The following is a 17,201-nucleotide window of genomic DNA, read 5'->3' as shown; positions in this document are numbered from 1 at the left end:
AGCCTTTCCGGCAAGACAAAAGCGCCAGAACCAACGAAGTAATGGCGCTTTTGTTAGGATAACACTCTGATTTAAATATTTATAACTTATCAGTCACCCAAGATTCAATGCTGGCTAACGCCGCGGGTAAAGCGGCAATATCGCTGCCACCGGCCTGCGCCATATCAGGACGCCCACCGCCTTTCCCTCCGACCTGCTGAGCGACATATCCGACCAGTTCTCCGGCTTTTACGCGGTCGGTCAGGTCTTTCGTCACCCCGGAGATAAGGCTAACCTTACCCCCTTCCGTGGTCGCTAACACAATGATGGCCGACCCTAATTGGTTTTTCAGATCGTCCACCATAGTACGCAGCATTTTAGACTCAACGTTGTCCAACCGGGTGACCAGCAGTTTCGCACCGTTAATATCCAGCGCCTTGCCTGAAAGTGAGGAACTTTCCTGCGCCGCCTGCTGTGCTTTCAACTGTTGGAGCTCTTTTTCCAGCGTACGGGTACGTTCAAGTACAGAACGTACCTTATCGGCCAGATTATTGCTATCCCCTTTCAGCAGTTGCGTAACATCTTGCAAAACGTCGCTCTGACGGTGCAGCTCAGATAGCGCGCGCTCCCCCGTTACCGCTTCAATACGACGGATGCCGGAAGCCGTACCGGACTCGGATACGATCTGGAACAGACCGATATCCCCGGTACGGCTGGCGTGAGTACCACCGCACAGTTCGATAGAAAAATCACCCATGGTTAATACCCGGACATGATCTTCATATTTCTCGCCAAAAAGGGCCATCGCTCCTTTTTCTTTGGCATCGGACAGAGCCATAATCTCTGTTTGTATCGCCAGGTTACGACGAATCTGGGCATTAACGATATCTTCAACCTGACGAACCTGCCCGGGTTTCATCGCTTCAGAATGAGAAAAATCGAAACGGAGGTAGCTATCGTTCACCAGCGACCCCTTCTGCGCGACGTGATCGCCCAGAACCTGCCGCAACGCGGCGTGCAACAGGTGCGTAGCCGAATGGTTAAGGCGAATACGGTTACGACGCTCGCTATCAACAATCGCTTCTACGCTATCATTCACACGCAGCACGCCTTGCGTCAGCCTACCGATATGACCGATTGCCTGACCATATTTCTGCGTATCCTGAACGGCAAAACTCACGTTCACGCCTTTTAATTCGCCCTGGTCGCCGACCTGGCCGCCGGATTCACCATAGAATGGCGTTTCATTCAGAATAACGACCGCGTCTTCGCCCGCGGCAACCTGATCTACCGCGTTGCCATTGTGATAGAGCGCAATGACTTTTTCCTGCTGGCGCGTTTGCTCGTAGCCGCAGAAAGGCGTTTTGGCATCCACGCGGACAAGATTATTGTAATCCACGCCAAACCCGCTGGCTTCGCGCGCGCGCTGACGTTGCGCGTCCATTGCCCGGTCAAATCCTTCCTCATCCACTTTCAGGCCACGCTCACGGCATACATCGGCCGTCAGGTCGATCGGGAAACCATAGGTGTCATACAACCGAAAAGCGGTTTCGCCATCGAGCGTATCGCCTTGCAGGTTCTTGATCTCTTCATCCAAAAGAGAAAGACCGCGTTCCAGCGTACGGGCGAATTGCTCTTCTTCCGTTTTCAGCGCCTGCTCGACAATCGCCTGCTGGCTCTTCAGTTCGTCAGCCGCGGGGCCCATTACCTCAATCAGCGGCGCCACCAGCTTGTAGAAGAAGGTGTCCGTCGCCCCCAACATATTTCCATGGCGAATCGCCCGGCGGATGATACGGCGTAAAACGTAGCCACGGTTTTCATTTGAAGGCATCACGCCATCGGAAACCAGGAAAGCGCAAGAGCGGATATGGTCGGCAATCACGCGCAGCGACTTATTATTCAGGTCGCTCGTGCCCACCACTTTAGCTACGGCGGCAATCAATGTCCTGAACAAATCGATCTCGTAGTTCGAGTTCACATGCTGTAGCACCGCGGAAATGCGCTCCAAACCCATTCCGGTATCAACGGAAGGCTTGGGCAGCGGCAGCATCGTTCCGTCGGCCTGACGGTTGAACTGCATAAACACCAGATTCCAGATCTCAATATAACGATCGCCATCTTCTTCAGGACTTCCCGGCGGGCCGCCCGCTATGTGATCGCCATGATCATAGAATATTTCAGAACAAGGGCCGCAAGGACCTGTGTCGCCCATTTGCCAAAAGTTATCTGAAGCATAAGGCGCCCCTTTATTATCTCCGATACGGATAATGCGCTCGTGGGGAACGCCAATTTCGTTGGCCCAGATGTCGTACGCCTCATCATCCGTGGCGTATACCGTTACCCACAGTTTCTCTTTCGGCAGGTTAAACCACTGCGGCCCGGTCAGCAGTTCCCATGCGTAATGGATAGCCTGCTGCTTGAAATAGTCGCCGAAGCTGAAATTCCCCAGCATTTCAAAAAAGGTATGATGGCGTGCGGTATAACCAACGTTTTCCAAATCGTTATGTTTGCCGCCCGCGCGCACGCAGCGTTGTGACGTCGTCGCTCGCGAATAGCCACGCTTATCCAGCCCAAGAAAAACGTCTTTAAACTGGTTCATACCCGCATTGGTGAACAGCAAAGTCGGATCGTTATCCGGCACCAGAGAACTGCTGGGGACAATCTGGTGTCCTTTACTATGGAAAAAATCGAGAAACGCTCGACGGATCTCAGCGGTGCTCTTGCTCATAATTGTCCTGGAATCAAGCTAAAAGAACAGATCGCGGGCAAGGTTAGTGCAGCATGCTGACGTTACCGTGCAACTCACGAACAAAAAAAGTGGGAATAAGATAAATTTTCTTCGATGGGAAGTAAAATCCCGTATGCATTCAATCTGAAAAATTCGCGTAAATGGATTGGATTTCTTCATGGGAAAAACCGCGATACAGCAGATATCGCTGAAGTTTTGCTTTTTCTTTCCATTCAACAGGCAAAAGAGGCCCGAATTTTCGTTCCGCCGCGGATTTAGCCAATTCGCACCAATCGATATCACATTCTGCTAACGCAGCAGCAATGATCGCCTTGTCGATACCTTTCTGTCTTAGTTCGGCCCTGATACGCTGCATCCCGAGCCCTTTAAGGCTACGACCGCGGATATAGCGACGGGCAAAGCGCTCATCGTCCAGCCAGCCATGATCGGTGCAATAGGCAATGGCTGACTCGATCTCCTCAACGGAACACGCGGCCATTTCATCGGCATCGGCTTCCGCCGTAACCGCCCTGTGCTGATACGCCGCAAGCTTGCGGCGTATCTCAACTTCACTATGGTCGCGGACGGAAAGCACATTCATCGCATAGCGTAACGGTTTACTCATTCAGCAATCCAATGAACGGCGTTACGGCAAGCATTAAAACTCCGCATTACCTTCGCCAGCGACGGCTTCATCGTAAACATCGCCAGCGGCGGCTGGAGACAATTCATTGCCTTTATGCAACAGCATATCACGCAGTTTCTTGTCCAGTTCAGCGGCAATAGCAGGATTTTCTTTCAGGAAATTACCGGCATTGGCTTTACCCTGCCCTATTTTTTCACCGTTGTAGCTGTACCAGGCGCCGGCTTTTTCAATCAGCTTATGCTTAACGCCCAGGTCGACAAGCTCACCGTGAATGTTGATCCCCTCACCGTACAAGATCTGGAATTCGGCCTGTTTGAAAGGCGCCGCCACTTTATTTTTCACCACCTTGACGCGGGTTTCGCTGCCGACCACTTCATCGCCTTCCTTGATAGAGCCGATACGGCGGATATCCAGACGAACGGAGGCATAAAATTTCAGCGCATTACCGCCGGTGGTGGTTTCAGGGTTACCGAACATCACCCCGATCTTCATACGAATCTGGTTAATGAAAATCAGCAGCGTATTCGCCTGTTTCAGGTTGCCCGCCAATTTACGCATCGCCTGGCTCATCATTCGAGCGGCCAGCCCCATATGCGAATCACCGATTTCACCTTCGATTTCGGCTTTAGGAGTCAACGCTGCAACGGAGTCGACAATGATGACGTCCACCGCGCCGGAGCGCGTCAGGGCATCACAGATTTCCAGCGCCTGCTCACCGGTATCCGGCTGGGAACACAGCAAGTTATCGATGTCTACGCCAAGTTTCTTGGCATAAATCGGGTCCAGCGCATGTTCCGCGTCAATAAAGGCACAGGTCTTGCCCTCACGCTGAGCGGAGGCAATCACCTGCAAAGTCAGGGTTGTTTTACCTGATGATTCAGGACCGTAAATCTCAACGATACGGCCCATCGGCAAGCCGCCGGCGCCCAATGCAATATCAAGAGACAGGGAGCCGGTAGAAATCGTTTCAACATCCATTGAGCGATCTTCGCCCAAACGCATGATAGAACCTTTACCAAATTGCTTTTCGATCTGACCCAATGCTGCTGCCAGTGCCTTTTGTTTGTTCTCATCAATCGCCATTTCTGCTCCTGTCATGCGGCGTAAAGCGTTCTCTACGCGGCCACTTAATCACGGGTTACCGAATAATTACCGATATTATACTGTATACACATACAGCATCAAGATTATTTTTACAGAAACTCATCGAGCAGGGTTTGCAGCGCAAAATGGACCGACTGTAAACGTACCGCGTTTCTGTCACCGCTGAATAACGCCTTGCGGGTAAAGGCGTGCCCCTGATTATCGGTAAAGCCAAACCACACCGTGCCCACCGGTTTTTCATCAGACCCGCCGTCCGGCCCGGCAATACCGCTAACCGAGACGGCAAAATCCGCGCCGGCCGCCATCAGCGCCCCGGCCGCCATTTCCTGCACCACCTCGGAACTCACCGCGCCATAACTCGATAACGTATTTTCATTAACTTTAACCAAGTCCTGCTTGGCCTGATTGCTGTAAGTGACAAAGCCATAATCAAACCAGCCGGAACTGCCGGCGATATCGGTGATTATTTTAGCCAGCCACCCTCCGGTACAGGACTCTGCGCAGGTCATTTTTGCGCCGCGCGCCTTAAGCCGATCGCCGACCAGGCCGCTTAACCGTAAAATGTCTGTTTCCGCCATTGCGTATCATCTTAATCAGGAGTTAATAAGTCAGGGTAGCACTTTTCCCCGGAAAAGACGCTGGACCACCCTATATGCGAAGCGCCTTGCAAGGAAGAAGATAATGTTACATTACCCATAGGCGAGGCCGGTTCTTCTTCCCGCTTTGCTTCACGGTCAATATCAGTCAAAATAACCCCAAAGAGGCCCTTTCGGGCTAAAAATCCATTAGGGAGACTCTTGATGCGACCTTCTTTTCTAAAAAACATCGGTATTATAAGCAATAGTGATTCAGATGAAATCCGCAGCAGCATCATCATTGATCGTCCGGCTGAGACCTTGTTTGCGCTGTGGCGTAAACCAGAAACGCTGCCGGTTTTAATGAATCATTTCGCTACCATCGACATTCTTAACCATACCGATTCACGATGGCGCGTTAACACCCCGTTCGGCGCACTGATTGAATGGCAGGCAAGAATTGTTGATGAAAAACCCGGGGAATATATCTACTGGCGTTCTCTGCCGGGCGCGCGCATTCCTAATGAAGGGCGATTATCGTTTAAACCGGCACAGTCAGGCACCGGAACAGAAGTCACCTTGATGATTCGCTTCGATCCGCCGGGCGGACTACTGGGGAGAAAAATAAGCCAGATGTTCAACATTTTATCCAAGGATATGTTGACGAAAACGCTCTCTCGTTTCCAAAAACTGGCGGAAAGCGACGGTGACCCCGAAGAAAACGACCTCCAGTAATATATTGTCAGGCCATTACTTACCCTATAGAAAAACAACTAACGGGAGATTAAATGCTGGAGTTGATTCAAACCATCGGAGTGGGCTTAGTACTGATTTTACCTCTCGCCAATCCCCTGACAACGGTTGCGCTGTTTTTGGGGCTGGCTGGAAATATGAGTTACCGCGAGCGGAACCGGCAGATATTTCAGGCATCGCTATACGTTTTCCTCATCCTGACCGGCGCATTTTATAGTGGGCAACTCGTCATGAATACCTTTGGTATTTCCATTCCCGGGTTGCGTATTGCCGGCGGGCTGATTGTGGCTTTTATTGGTTTCCGTATGCTGTTTCCGGTGCAGAAACCGGAGCACGAACCGGAAGTGACAAGTAAAGCCGATGAAATCCATAACAGTGAATCCTCCAGTGTGGTCAATATCGCTTTCGTACCATTGGCAATGCCCAGTACCGCAGGGCCGGGCACCATTGCGCTTATCATCAGTTCCGCATCGCAAATAAAAAGCGGTTTGGATATTACGCCGTGGGTGCTTACGGTCGCTCCGGTCCTGACATTTATAATGGTCAGCCTTATTCTGTGGCTCAGCCTGAAAAGTTCAGGATTTATTATGCGTCTGGTTGGGAAAAGCGGCATTGAGGCCATTTCCCGTCTTATGGGCTTTCTGTTGGTATGTATGGGCGTTCAGTTCGTCATCAACGGTACATTAGAGATTATCTCCACTCTTCATTAGGTGGGGCGATGCCAATACCAGGCCGGCGGATAGTCGAATTTACTCGCCGGCCTATCCCTTGACAGTATCCGCATGCAGTGCTTGATTTAAGGTAAAAACGGTTCGATTCGTTTCCCACCATGAATAAAGGCATTAATATGTTCACACGCCGCAAATTTATATTGGCAACATCAGGAGCATTTATTTTCCCCGCCTTACCAAACCAGGCTCTCGCTTCTCAGGCAGTTTTCAAAAATGATCAAGTCAGCCGCGATATTCAACAAGCATTATTAACGCATTTTAAAGACGGCAAACTCTCCGCATCCCTCACCGCTCACATTATCGATGTCGGCCTGGACTGGCAGTTACCTGAAATTGAAGTGAGCAAGATCGATTGCATCGTCGCTTACGCATTTGGCAATCGTCCTAATAAAGAAAGCGCGGGGGGTTCGGCGGGAAGTAGTGAAAATCTGGTTGGATTACCCGATCCAGGGCCGACTAATGAAGCCCTGGCCGATACCGTTTATCAAATTTATAAGCTGAAACCGGTACCTATTTATGCCCAGTGGGAAATCGCCCGGTTTCTGACATCCAAATATAAATTGGATAAAGAACTCTTCTCCGTTGAGCCGGTAAAGAACAGTGATGGAACGATAACTTATCTCAGTACCGATGGCGTCGCCAAAGCTATCGTTGACAAAGAGGGGAGCGCCGAAAAATTAGGCAATGTTGCGGTGGTGGCTCATCAGGATCACGCCAAACGATGTATTCAAACGTCGAATAGCATCGGTTTGCGTTCTTTTGCGGTAAAAGAAGTGGCGTTACCCACCCAGTATGATGAATTATCAGGCCAGCCTTGGACACGTGACCGCGAAACGTACTTACTACATGATATGTTCGTACAAATGCGCAACCTCAGAGATAAAAGAATCAAAGCGCTCTATCCCCAAGATTGAAATATAAATTAAACGCTTTTTTTGAGCGTGTTGGACCGCCCGTGCGCAAAACCACTTGCTAATTAACAAGTGGTTTTTGTTTGTTAATACCCCGTAAAACGGTGCGCTGCAGATTTATACCTTATGACATAAAGGCCTGTCGCCACTTTTCGACATCATACATTTCCAACTATTTACGCCGTCAGTAATTTGCTCGCCTCCGAGGATAAATTCCCTCTGTACCTTTTTAGCATCAATATCCGTAAGTAAAGTGGCTTCGATACCGACGAACCAAACATACCTTCCATCGCTAAAAACATTTTCACTAAGGGATTTGATATCCTGCACATTCACGCCCGCAGGGATAACTGGCAGCAGCCTGGCGCCGACAGATCTACTTTTACATGTTTCTCTTTCAGCATTTCTGCAGATAAGCGCGGATTTTATGTCTTAGACAAACTGCTTTTTACCCTCAAGCCATAGCAAGGAGGGTAAGCGCTGGCGCTACGCTTGTAGGGTAAAGCCACACTCTTGCCAGCGATAACATAATAGCGGTTTTTATCTTTAGCCTGATTATTTTCCAGCGTTTCAAACGTTGCAGCATCGGCCCCATCAACCGATTCCCCCTTGATGGTGAAAACGACTTTTCGGTCGGTAAAAAATGGAAAATCCAGCGCGGCAAAATTATCGTCATCGACGTTGAAATTCATCGGCTTACAGTTGACGTATGCTTTACCATTAGCAAGCAAAAAACTTTCCTCGATAATACTTGCAGAGTCGGGATTAAACTCTTGCGGCAGTTTCAGCGCGTTACAGTAATAATTTCTTCCGGAACTGGCGATATTCGTCTTATCAGGATAATTCCCTTTATAGATAAGCTTAAAATTTGCAGAATCCGCGTCAGGCAACGGTTCAGGAGTGCTGTTTTCAAAAGGCTGAAAAACAACCATACTACCTGAAGTTTTAAAAGGTGGTTTTACATTATCTATTTCAGCCGCCCCGCTGTGCTGGGTAGCCAACAAAGAGAAAGCCCCCAATGCCATAGTTCTGGTAAATAAAAGCCTGTTCATTTTTATTTTAAAATTATCCTGAATTAATTCAATAATATCTTTTATCTATAAACAACCTAATAATTACGACACCGATATTGCCGCGCTGCTGTCGAAACTGGATGGTAGCGACAGATAGGGCGCGGACTGGATACGCGATAACGGCGAACTGACGCTTGCGGGCGACTGGCTGACCCGCTGCGGATTGCTCGGCCGGTCACTGGAGATTGAACTGCTGCCCGACAAGATGATTATTCGGGCAGAGCAGGGTTCGATGCTGGCTTAATTATCGGGCAGATAAATAAAATAGCCGGAAGGATCGTTAGATCGCTTCCGGATATTTATTAATATTATTTACTAATTACTTTATAACTAATTTTCATTTCTCACAAAGACCCAGCCTTTATAAGGCTTCAACTTACCAATCGGCTCATATGATTTAACCAAGTTGATTTCTTGACTTTCCAGATCAGGATATGACGCCATTATTTCACTTATTGCTATATCGATAACTTCATAATCATCATCATCAGGATCTGTATCCAAATATCCATATATAATTATTTTATTATCATAATAATCATATGCTAACGTCCTAACATTATTATTAACATTCTCCAACAAGGAGTTAAATATTGTTAATTTAAGATCTTTCATATTCATTTTACAATCAACCTAAAGAGTATCAGGTAAAGCAGGAACAATGTGAGCGCCATTTTTCCCACTATGGATTATTCCCCATGATGTAGGAGTACTAGTCCCATTCATATCTTTATGAGTATCGATCACATCACCAAAGTCCACTTTAACTTTATTGTCATTAATCACCCTTGTGGCATTAACATTTCCCGCATGATAATTATCTAATAACTCTTGAGGTTTAGCATCTATGACACTCTTGCCTTCAACATAGTTATTATGACCGGGTATATGTTTACCTTGCGCACCTTCATGAATTTTTGTCGATATATTTGGCTTTTTAGCTGCTGGCTTTTTGCTATTTTCTGGTGAATTCGGTGACTGAGGACACTTATCCGAATTCAACCCCAGCGGATCAATCCACTCCAATGGGTTATGCACATAACCTTGAGGTCGGATGCCGCCGTTTAGCCCTATCGGGCCATCGGGACGATCCTGACGCCGTCGTACTTTTTAACGCACTTAACCCGCTGAGGGCAATCACTTTTTAAAGCGCGTTTTTACAGCATTAACAGCACATTAACCCCACAGCCCCGACGCGCACTTTTGACCCGGCACAGTATAACAGTACCGGACACGCCGCACCTGACAAGGCAGTAAACCCGCAGGGACGCGGGATTGCAGCCCTTCTCTTCACCCTGCGCCCTCACAAGGAATGAGCTAGCTTTTCTGTCGCGTCTGGTATTTCGCCGACACCTTGCGCTAGGTATGTAATATCCGCAGGATATGCGCTTCGTTTATCTTTCGTTTCAGCGCATAGATAATGATGAACGGGAACTTTGTCAGCACCAGTTTTCTTCTCTCTCCTGACTTGCCTATATCGATCCCCGCTTCCGGCGTGGCTTCCAGCAGCGATACCGCCGACTCGAACTTCTCATCCGCCCCATTCGCCACATCCAGTCCAGCCTCTTTATACAGGTAACGATAGATACCTTCACGGTCTGCCAGCGCCCGTTTTTCCCAGCGCACGTTGACCGTCACAACTCACCTCGCGCCGCCCGCGCTTTCAGTTCATTCATCCGCTGACTGGCATCCTCATTGCCGATGAACTCACTTTCTCCCGCATCATAACGGGCGAACGCTTCCCGCACTTGTGCTTCAAGCCATTCATCACCGGCGTTACGCTGATGTTGCCGCTCTTCTTCGGCCAGTTCTTCCGCCCGCTGACGCATCAACTCCGTCAGACTGACCTGATGACGCTCGGCGGCCTGCATCGCCAGCCGTTTGATTTCCTCATCGATTCTGAAGTGAATGGTTCCCATTGCCGCCTCCCGTGGTGTCATTTGTGTTGTCATCTTACGCTACTTTTCCTGTCTTTTCCTCTTCTTTACCTTGCGCTCCGCCGGGTGCGTCTTCTCATGTACCTTCTTAAGATGCCCGATGGCGACCCGCGTGTAGATTTGCGTCGTCTCAGCTTCTCATGCCCTAAGATGGCTTGTATGTGTCGCGTGTCCGCGCCGTTTTCCAGCATCTGCGTCGCCATCGAGTACCGGGATACCGATATCGCCGCGCTGCTGGCTGAACTCGACGGCCATGACCGCGAGGGCGCGGACTGGATACGTGATAACGGCGAGCTTTATCTGGCGGGCGACTGGCTGACCCGCTGCGGGTTGCTAGGCCAGTCGTTAAATATTGAACTGCTGCCCGGTAAGATGATTATTCGGGTGGAGTTTGGGGTGATACTGGCTTAATAATATAAACCGCTAAATAAAATAGCCGGAAGGATCTTGGGGATCGCTTCCGGCTTTTTATTCAAGAGTAGATATCTTTATCTTCTGCCTTTTCTATAAATAGATCCTGTAAACTACCTTGTATTTCATTATCTTTATATGTAACAACAAAATCTCCATTAATATTATCGGGGAAGTGAGAACCATCCAGAGTCCCTAATATCACCGATGCACTATCAGCAATAACGAGATCAATAAACTTAAATACATTATCCTGCTCGGCAGGATCTAATTTTGCCAATGCATTTCTAGCGTTAGCATAAATACCAGTATCATTATTTACTGGTTTAACAAGGGATTGCCTGTAACGTAGTGAGTTATCTTCAAATAACTCTTTGAAAATAGCGTCAACCACTTGTTCATTAAGTTTCATAAAACCTCACTCACCTTAATTCAGGATACATTTTCTTGTTCATATCTATAAGCTCTTTAAGCTTACTATTTGGAATGTCAGGATATACTCTTCTTAGCTCTCGAATATCTCTTGCTACAACATCCCTTGCATTGTCAAATGGCAATCCTGTCTTTGAATTTATTCTGCTTCTTGAAACGATCCCCACACCTTCTTTTGATACAGTATGTCCAACACGAGGAACTAATATGGCTGGAGCAGTTACAGGATCATATCCTTCGACTAAATCTTTCATGATATTTTTCTGGCCGACATGATGAGAATCCAAACCGAGGTTTAATCCTTTAACGGCATTTTTATTATTCTGGTGTGAATCTACGTCCCATTTTTCAGGTTTACATCTCGCCAACCCCAACGGATCAATCCACGTAAGCGGATTCGGCGCATAAGCGTAGTTGTTTAAACCACCCGCCAGCCCTATCGGGTCCGGCGAGATATACTGTCCGCTCTCCGCATCATAATAACGATGCCGGTTATAGTAAAGCCCCGTTTCCGCATCGTATAACTGCCCCTGATAGCGCAGCTCGCAGTACACCTCCTCGTTCGCCGCATCGCCCAGATAGCGCCGCTGCCTTATCGGTAACCGCTCTTCCCGGTGCTCGCCCCGCCAGTGGACTTCCCCCGCCTCGCTGCACAATTCCCGCGCCGTTCCCGTCAGGTCCGTCACGATATAGTGAAGTTGCGTCTCCCCCGCTTTCGACTCCACCTGCGCCAGCGGACGGAAACTCCCCGGCTCATACACCCACTGCACTTCCCGCGCCGCCGTGCCGTCCGCCAAATACTGCCGCTGTCCCACCAACTGGTCGCCGTCCCACCGGTACGCCACCCGCGCCACCGCCTGCGCCGATTCAACCTGACCCTCGCGCACCTTGCTTATCCGGCGACCAAACGCATCATAACGATAGCGCCAGCGCGCCCCGTCCGGCAACAGTACCCGCACCAGGCGGTCCTGCACGTCCCACTCGAAACGCGTTTCCTTCGGTCGAAAGCCGGGGCGCGCCTCCCGCTTCACCGCCAGACGCCCACAGTCGTCATAACGGTACTGCGCATAACCCCGTTCTACCATCCGCCCCGCCGCATCATACCGCGACGACCACTGCGCCACCGCCTCCTTCACCGACAGCGCCTCGCCCATCCCCGGCGCTATCCGGGAGATTTCACACAGGTTTTGTTCCGAGTCGTAACCAAACAGCCTGGCCTGACGCCGACGGCCCTGCTCGCGACGCTCCGCCGTTACCTGACCCGCGCCGTTCAAACGGAACGCCTGCTCGCCCCAGTGGCTGTCGCTGATACCCGTCAGCCGGTCCAGCACGTCGTACTGATAGCGCCGCTCCAGCACATCGTTTACCCGGCCGTCCGCCCCCTCCAGCGCCTGACGCTGCAACAGCCCCGTCGGGCTCCACTCCTGACGCAGCGCAAAACCGGCGCCGTTGCTGCGGCGCTGCTCCTCGCCCGCGTCCGTATGGCTGAACGTCAGCGGCTGATGCGAACCGATACCCAGCGACGACAGCTGCCCCGACGACCAGGCCAGTTGCAGCGGCGCCAGAATACCCTCCACCGCCGCGCGCTGCCCGCCCGCATCGGAATTGCTGGCAGAACTAGCCAAAGGGTCAAAATAAAAAATAAACGATTTTAAAACATATAGTTAATACAATTTTGGATCCCACCCGCATAACGGCAGGCCCAACCCGCCCTCGGCCATCAACCTTAAAGGCCGCTGGCTCGAAGAATGTGGCTTTATGACCGGGATGCCCGTCACCGTTACGGTGGAGCGCGGCAGGATTATTATTGAGACGCAGATTAATTTGTAGCGGCTAACCAGATTATAAAATAAAAAAGCCGGAAGGATCGACGATCGCTTCCGGCTTTAAAATAAGATCAATAGTTGTTTATAATCAAGGTATCGCTATCGTTATATATACGCTCTCATCATCTTCTTCTAAATACGTCTTTGCCACAGCAATTTTTTGATAACCAAGCGTCTCAATTTTTTTATTCCAAACATAAGCCAAATCATCGGCAAAACTTTTAACCATCAAATAATCGTCACACTCAAAAATACTCGTCAAATCCAGCATATTAGACCAAAACTGGATAGTTTTCTTATCCGAATTTTCTTGAACATGTCTATTATACTCATCCCTTCCATAGAAGTCTTTTAATAACAAGACTTCATCTACAACCTCGAAAACAGGCGATATAAGATTGAGTAAAGATATAATAATATCTTTTGGCAAACCCTGCTGAGAAAAAAAAGCATGAATATAATCAGCTTTATTTAGCTCTTTAGGTTTATTTGCATTAAAAAAGTCATTTATTGAGAAAAAGGCATCATCAGCTTTCATTCTTTTCCTCCGGGAAACTCATCTGGTCGTGGCAATCTAACCTTACTTTTACCTACAAAGACCTTTCCATTAGGTGCCTGATTTAACGTGGTCTCTTTAACATTAGGACGAGGTATACCGCCATGATCTTGCCCTGATCCACGATACTGCTTCCACGTCCCATCACCGTTATGAGTTGTATACTGCCCATCCGGTCCTGGGCGTTCAATTATCGTATGAGGCCTTCCTTCTGCCTCTTCAAGAGGGTCTGGGCGACCACTACGAGATTTTTTACTGTTGCTACCATCTCTAGACTCAGGGCATTTATTCGAATTCAACCCCAACGGGTCAACCCACTCCAGCGGATTGTGTACGTATGATTGTGGCCTTATCCCACCAAGTAACCCTATCGGGTCCGGCGAAATATACTGTCCGCTCTCCGCATCATAATAACGATGCCGGTTATAGTAAAGCCCCGTTTCCACATCGTATAACTGCCCCTGATAGCGCAGTTCGCAGTACACCTCCTCGTTCGCCGCATCGCCCAGATAGCGCCGCTGCCTTATCGGTAACCGCTCTTCCCGGTGCGCGCCCCACAGACCCTGCTCGCCGCGCCAGTGGACTTCCCCCTCCTCGCTGCACAACTCCCGCGCCGTTCCCGTCAGGTCCGTCACGATATAGTGAAGTTGCGTCTGCCCCGCTTTCGACTCCACCTGCGCCAGCGGACGGAAACTCCCCGGCTCATATACCCACTGCACTTCCCGCGCCGCCGTGCCGTCCGCCAGGTACTGCCGCTGTCCCACCAACTGGTCGCCGTCCCACCGGTACGCCACCCGCGCTACCGCCTGCGCCGATTCAACCTGACCCTCGCGCACCTTGCTTATCCGGCGACCAAACGCATCATAACGATAGCGCCAGCGCGCCCCGTCCGGCAACAGTACCCGCACCAGGCGGTCCTGCACGTCCCACTCGAAACGCGTTTCCTTCGGTCGAAAGCCGGGGCGCGCCTCCCGCTTCACCGCCAGACGCCCACAGTCGTCATAACGGTACTGCGCATAACCCCGTTCTACCACCCGCCCCGCCGCATCATACCGCGACGACCACTGCGCCACCGCCTCCTTCACCGACAGCGCCTCGCCCATCCCCGGCGCTATCCGGGAGATTTCACACAGGTTTTGTTCGGAGTCGTAACCAAACAGCCTTGCCTGACGCCGACGGCCCTGCTCGCGACGCTCCGCCGTTACCTGACCCGCGCCGTTCAAACGGAACGCCTGCTCGCCCCAGTGACTGTCGCTGATACCCGTCAGCCGGTCCAGCACGTCGTACTGATAGCGCCGCTCCAGCACATCGTTTACCCGGCCGTCCGCCCCCTCCAGCGCCTGACGCTGCAACAGCCCCGTCGGGCTCCACTCCTGACGCAGCGCAAAACCGGCGCCGTTGCTGCGGCACTGCTCCTCGCCCGCGTCCGTATGGCTGAACGTCAGCGGACGATGCCCGACAATCCCCAGCGACGACAGCTGACCTGACCGCCACTGCTGTTGCAGAGGCGCCAGTATGCCATCCACTACCGCACGCTGCCCGCCCGCATCGGAATTGCTGGCAGAACTAGCCAAAGGGTCAAAATAAAAAATAAACGATTTTAAAACATATAGTTAATACAATTTTGGATCCCACCCGCATAACGGCAAGCCCAACCCGCCCTCTGCCATCAACCTTAAAGGCCGCTGGCTCGAAGAGTCCGGCTTTATCACCGGGATGCCCGTTACCGTCACGGTGGAAAGAGGCAGGATTATTATTGAGACGCAGATTAATCTGTAGAAAATAACCTGACCACTAATAAAATAAAAAGCCGGAAGGATCGGATTATCGCTTCCGGCTTTTTATTTATCAGCATGTATTAATAATTAAATTATACGCACCAAAATCACTTTCTTAAAACATAAACCAACCCAACTTTACGCGGACCTTCATATATTTCAAACGAATCATATTTCTCAAGTTTTTCTCGAGGTGCGTTATCCATCAGAAATTCCAACCTGCCAGAACTTGTTTTATTTCCATCAATATCTTCAGGTGGAGACAGTTCAAGAACAACGCTCCATGCGTTATTTTGCCAAACTTTATCATCAGGAAATCTAGCTACTGAAAAATAACGACCTACTGGTGGGGGACTTTTTCGTCCCCCTTCATTTGCACTGAACCACTTTACCTTAACAGTTTTCATATATACCCCCATGAACTCTAACAAGATTTTTTGGTTGATTTAACCTCTTTAGTCCATGTTATTTTTGTTCTTGGGTCATTTAGATCATCAAGTTCTGCATATCTTGCTGGTCCAATTCCGTCTAAATGAGGATCTGCATGAAGTCTATTTGCTATATCATCCGGCATATTAATTTGGACGACTTTAAATGTATCACCACCATGTCCCATTTTATTTCCCCAAGTCACAGCATCTTTATATGACTCAGCAAACCATTTTCCTTCCATTGAGCCATTGCCGTATTTCCAAACACCATCTTTCATCAGATCATTATATTCAGCGATACTCATCCCTCTGTATAAAACCATTAATCCATATGGGTCTACAGAGGTTAAAGGATTGGAAACATAGGCTTGCGGTCGGATACCCCCAAGTAAACCTATCGGATCCGGCGAGATATACTGTCCGCTCTCCGCATCATAATAACGATGCCGGTTATAGTAAAGCCCCGTTTCCACATCGTATAACTGCCCCTGATAGCGCAGTTCGCAGTACACCTCCTCGTTCGCCGCATCGCCCAGGTAGCGCCGCAGCCTTATCGGTAACCGCTCTTCCCGGTGTGCGCCCCACAATCCCTGCTCGCCCCGCCAGTGGACTTCCCCCTCCTCGCTGCACAACTCCCGCGCCGTTCCCGTCAGGTCCGTCACGATATAGTGAAGTTGCGTCTGCCCCGCTTTCGACTCCACCTGCGCCAGCGGACGGAAACTCCCCGGCTCATATACCCACTGCACTTCCCGCGCCGCCGTGCCGTCCGCCAGGTACTGCCGCTGTCCCACCAACTGGTCGCCGTCCCACCGGTACGCCACCCGCGCTACCGCCTGCGCCGATTCAACCTGACCCTCGCGCACCTTGCTTATCCGGCGACCAAACGCATCATAGCGATAGCGCCAGCGCGGCCCGTCCGGCAACAGTACCCGCACCAGGCGGTCCTGCACGTCCCACTCGAAACGCGTTTCCTTCGGCCGAAAGCCGGGGCGCGCCTCCCGCTTCACCGCCAGACGCCCACAGTCGTCATAACGGTACTGCGCATAACCCCGTTCTACCACCCGTCCCGCCGCATCATACCGCGACGACGACTGCGCCGCCGCCTCCTTCACCGACAGCGCCTCGCCCATCCCCGGCGCTATCCGGGAGATTTCACACAGGTTTTGTTCCGAGTCGTAACCAAACAGCCTTGCCTGACGCCGACGGCCCTGCTCGCGACGCTCCGCCGTTACCTGACCCGCGCCGTTCAAACGGAACGCCTGCTCGCCCCAGTGGCTGTCGCTGATACCCGTCAGCCGGTCCAGCACGTCGTACTGATAGCGGCGCAGCC

At 50.6% G+C, this 17,201-nt stretch carries 18 protein-coding genes and 4 pseudogenes; 6 read left to right on the top strand and 16 right to left on the bottom strand.

Annotated elements, in window-relative coordinates; genetic code table 11:
- Positions 1-79 precede the first annotated feature (79 nt).
- From alaS to pncC, 4 genes are all read right to left on the bottom strand, one after another.
- Positions 80-2,707 carry an alanine--tRNA ligase gene (alaS, locus tag EH206_RS05155; RefSeq protein WP_009111748.1) on the bottom strand — a complete coding sequence of 876 codons (2,628 nt, stop codon included), beginning with the start codon at positions 2,705-2,707 and terminating at the stop codon, positions 80-82.
- A 139-nt stretch (positions 2,708-2,846) separates the two neighbouring features.
- A complete protein-coding gene (gene recX / locus EH206_RS05150; RefSeq protein ID WP_009111747.1) occupies positions 2,847-3,332 on the bottom strand; it encodes a recombination regulator RecX in 486 nt (161 codons plus the stop codon).
- A gap of 33 nt (positions 3,333-3,365) precedes the next feature.
- Positions 3,366-4,436 carry a recombinase RecA gene (gene recA, locus EH206_RS05145; RefSeq protein WP_009111746.1) on the bottom strand — a complete coding sequence of 357 codons (1,071 nt, stop codon included), beginning with the start codon at positions 4,434-4,436 and terminating at the stop codon, positions 3,366-3,368.
- Between the two features lie 110 nt (positions 4,437-4,546).
- Positions 4,547-5,035 (bottom strand): nicotinamide-nucleotide amidase, encoded by a 489-nt coding sequence (gene pncC / locus EH206_RS05140; protein WP_009111745.1) that lies wholly within the window; start codon positions 5,033-5,035, stop codon positions 4,547-4,549.
- A 222-nt stretch (positions 5,036-5,257) separates the two neighbouring features.
- Between pncC and EH206_RS05135 the strand changes: the two genes are divergently transcribed.
- From EH206_RS05135 to EH206_RS05125, 3 genes are all read left to right on the top strand, one after another.
- Positions 5,258-5,767, top strand: coding sequence for an SRPBCC family protein (locus EH206_RS05135; protein ID WP_009111744.1), 510 nt, complete (start codon positions 5,258-5,260; stop codon positions 5,765-5,767).
- 53 nt (positions 5,768-5,820) lie between these two features.
- Positions 5,821-6,495, top strand: coding sequence for a MarC family NAAT transporter (locus tag EH206_RS05130; RefSeq protein WP_009111743.1), 675 nt, complete (start codon positions 5,821-5,823; stop codon positions 6,493-6,495).
- Positions 6,496-6,632: 137 nt separating this feature from the next.
- On the top strand, positions 6,633-7,430 hold the full coding sequence (locus EH206_RS05125; RefSeq protein ID WP_009111742.1) for a hypothetical protein: 798 nt from the start codon (positions 6,633-6,635) through the stop codon (positions 7,428-7,430).
- A gap of 422 nt (positions 7,431-7,852) precedes the next feature.
- Here the strand turns inward: EH206_RS05125 and EH206_RS05120 are convergent, their stop codons facing one another.
- The 6 genes and pseudogenes from EH206_RS05120 to EH206_RS23315 all read right to left on the bottom strand — a co-directional run.
- Entirely contained in the window at positions 7,853-8,452 is a 600-nt protein-coding gene (locus tag EH206_RS05120; RefSeq protein WP_168709119.1) for a DKNYY domain-containing protein, read from the bottom strand.
- Between the two features lie 378 nt (positions 8,453-8,830).
- Entirely contained in the window at positions 8,831-9,121 is a 291-nt protein-coding gene (locus EH206_RS05110) for a MafI2 family immunity protein (RefSeq protein WP_009111740.1), read from the bottom strand.
- Between the two features lie 12 nt (positions 9,122-9,133).
- Positions 9,134-9,538, bottom strand: a complete 405-nt coding sequence (locus EH206_RS23320; RefSeq protein WP_232216571.1) for a polymorphic toxin type 50 domain-containing protein — start codon at positions 9,536-9,538, stop codon at positions 9,134-9,136.
- A gap of 321 nt (positions 9,539-9,859) precedes the next feature.
- A complete protein-coding gene (locus EH206_RS05100) occupies positions 9,860-10,138 on the bottom strand; it encodes a type II toxin-antitoxin system RelE/ParE family toxin (protein ID WP_009111739.1) in 279 nt (92 codons plus the stop codon).
- Positions 10,135-10,419, bottom strand: a complete 285-nt coding sequence (locus tag EH206_RS05095; RefSeq protein ID WP_009111738.1) for a DNA-damage-inducible protein J — start codon at positions 10,417-10,419, stop codon at positions 10,135-10,137. The genes EH206_RS05100 and EH206_RS05095 overlap by 4 nt, the downstream gene beginning before the upstream one ends.
- A gap of 39 nt (positions 10,420-10,458) precedes the next feature.
- A pseudogene (locus EH206_RS23315) lies at positions 10,459-10,649 on the bottom strand (tyrosine-type recombinase/integrase); the annotation flags it as partial.
- On the opposite strand from EH206_RS23315, the gene EH206_RS05090 reads away from it, so the two are divergent.
- Positions 10,597-10,848, top strand: a complete 252-nt coding sequence (locus EH206_RS05090) for a SymE family type I addiction module toxin (protein WP_369750653.1) — start codon at positions 10,597-10,599, stop codon at positions 10,846-10,848. The pseudogene EH206_RS23315 and the gene EH206_RS05090 sit on opposite strands and share 53 nt — an antisense overlap.
- 61 nt (positions 10,849-10,909) lie before the next feature.
- Here the strand turns inward: EH206_RS05090 and EH206_RS05085 are convergent, their stop codons facing one another.
- Both EH206_RS05085 and EH206_RS05080 read right to left on the bottom strand, forming a co-directional pair.
- Positions 10,910-11,260, bottom strand: a complete 351-nt coding sequence (locus EH206_RS05085) for a hypothetical protein (RefSeq protein WP_009111736.1) — start codon at positions 11,258-11,260, stop codon at positions 10,910-10,912.
- A gap of 10 nt (positions 11,261-11,270) precedes the next feature.
- Positions 11,271-12,890, bottom strand: a pseudogene (locus tag EH206_RS05080) (RHS repeat domain-containing protein); the annotation flags it as partial.
- Positions 12,891-12,999: 109 nt separating this feature from the next.
- Between EH206_RS05080 and EH206_RS05075 the strand changes: the two are divergent.
- Positions 13,000-13,110: a SymE family type I addiction module toxin gene (locus EH206_RS05075; RefSeq protein WP_071778511.1), complete on the top strand. Its 111-nt coding sequence runs from the start codon at positions 13,000-13,002 to the stop codon at positions 13,108-13,110.
- Between the two features lie 84 nt (positions 13,111-13,194).
- Here EH206_RS05075 and EH206_RS05070 read toward each other — a convergent pair whose 3' ends face one another.
- Together EH206_RS05070 and EH206_RS05065 are read right to left on the bottom strand one after the other, a co-directional pair.
- Positions 13,195-13,644, bottom strand: a complete 450-nt coding sequence (locus EH206_RS05070; protein ID WP_009111735.1) for a hypothetical protein — start codon at positions 13,642-13,644, stop codon at positions 13,195-13,197.
- Positions 13,645-13,946: 302 nt separating this feature from the next.
- A pseudogene (locus EH206_RS05065) lies at positions 13,947-15,221 on the bottom strand (RHS repeat domain-containing protein); the annotation flags it as partial.
- A 109-nt stretch (positions 15,222-15,330) separates the two neighbouring features.
- Between EH206_RS05065 and EH206_RS05060 the strand changes: the two are divergent.
- Positions 15,331-15,441, top strand: a complete 111-nt coding sequence (locus EH206_RS05060; RefSeq protein WP_071778510.1) for a SymE family type I addiction module toxin — start codon at positions 15,331-15,333, stop codon at positions 15,439-15,441.
- A 106-nt stretch (positions 15,442-15,547) separates the two neighbouring features.
- Here EH206_RS05060 and EH206_RS05055 read toward each other — a convergent pair whose 3' ends face one another.
- Entirely contained in the window at positions 15,548-15,847 is a 300-nt protein-coding gene (locus EH206_RS05055; RefSeq protein WP_071778466.1) for a hypothetical protein, read from the bottom strand.
- 347 nt (positions 15,848-16,194) lie between these two features.
- Positions 16,195-17,196 (bottom strand): annotated as a pseudogene (locus EH206_RS05050) (RHS repeat domain-containing protein); the annotation flags it as partial.
- Between the last annotated feature and the right edge of the window lie 5 nt (positions 17,197-17,201).

The organism is Brenneria nigrifluens DSM 30175 = ATCC 13028, from assembly GCF_005484965.1.
In the GTDB taxonomy this organism is placed as follows: Bacteria; Pseudomonadota; Gammaproteobacteria; order Enterobacterales; family Enterobacteriaceae; genus Brenneria; species Brenneria nigrifluens.
The sequence above is the reverse complement of the archived record's forward strand: the minus strand, read 5'-3'. Positions and strand labels throughout refer to the sequence as shown.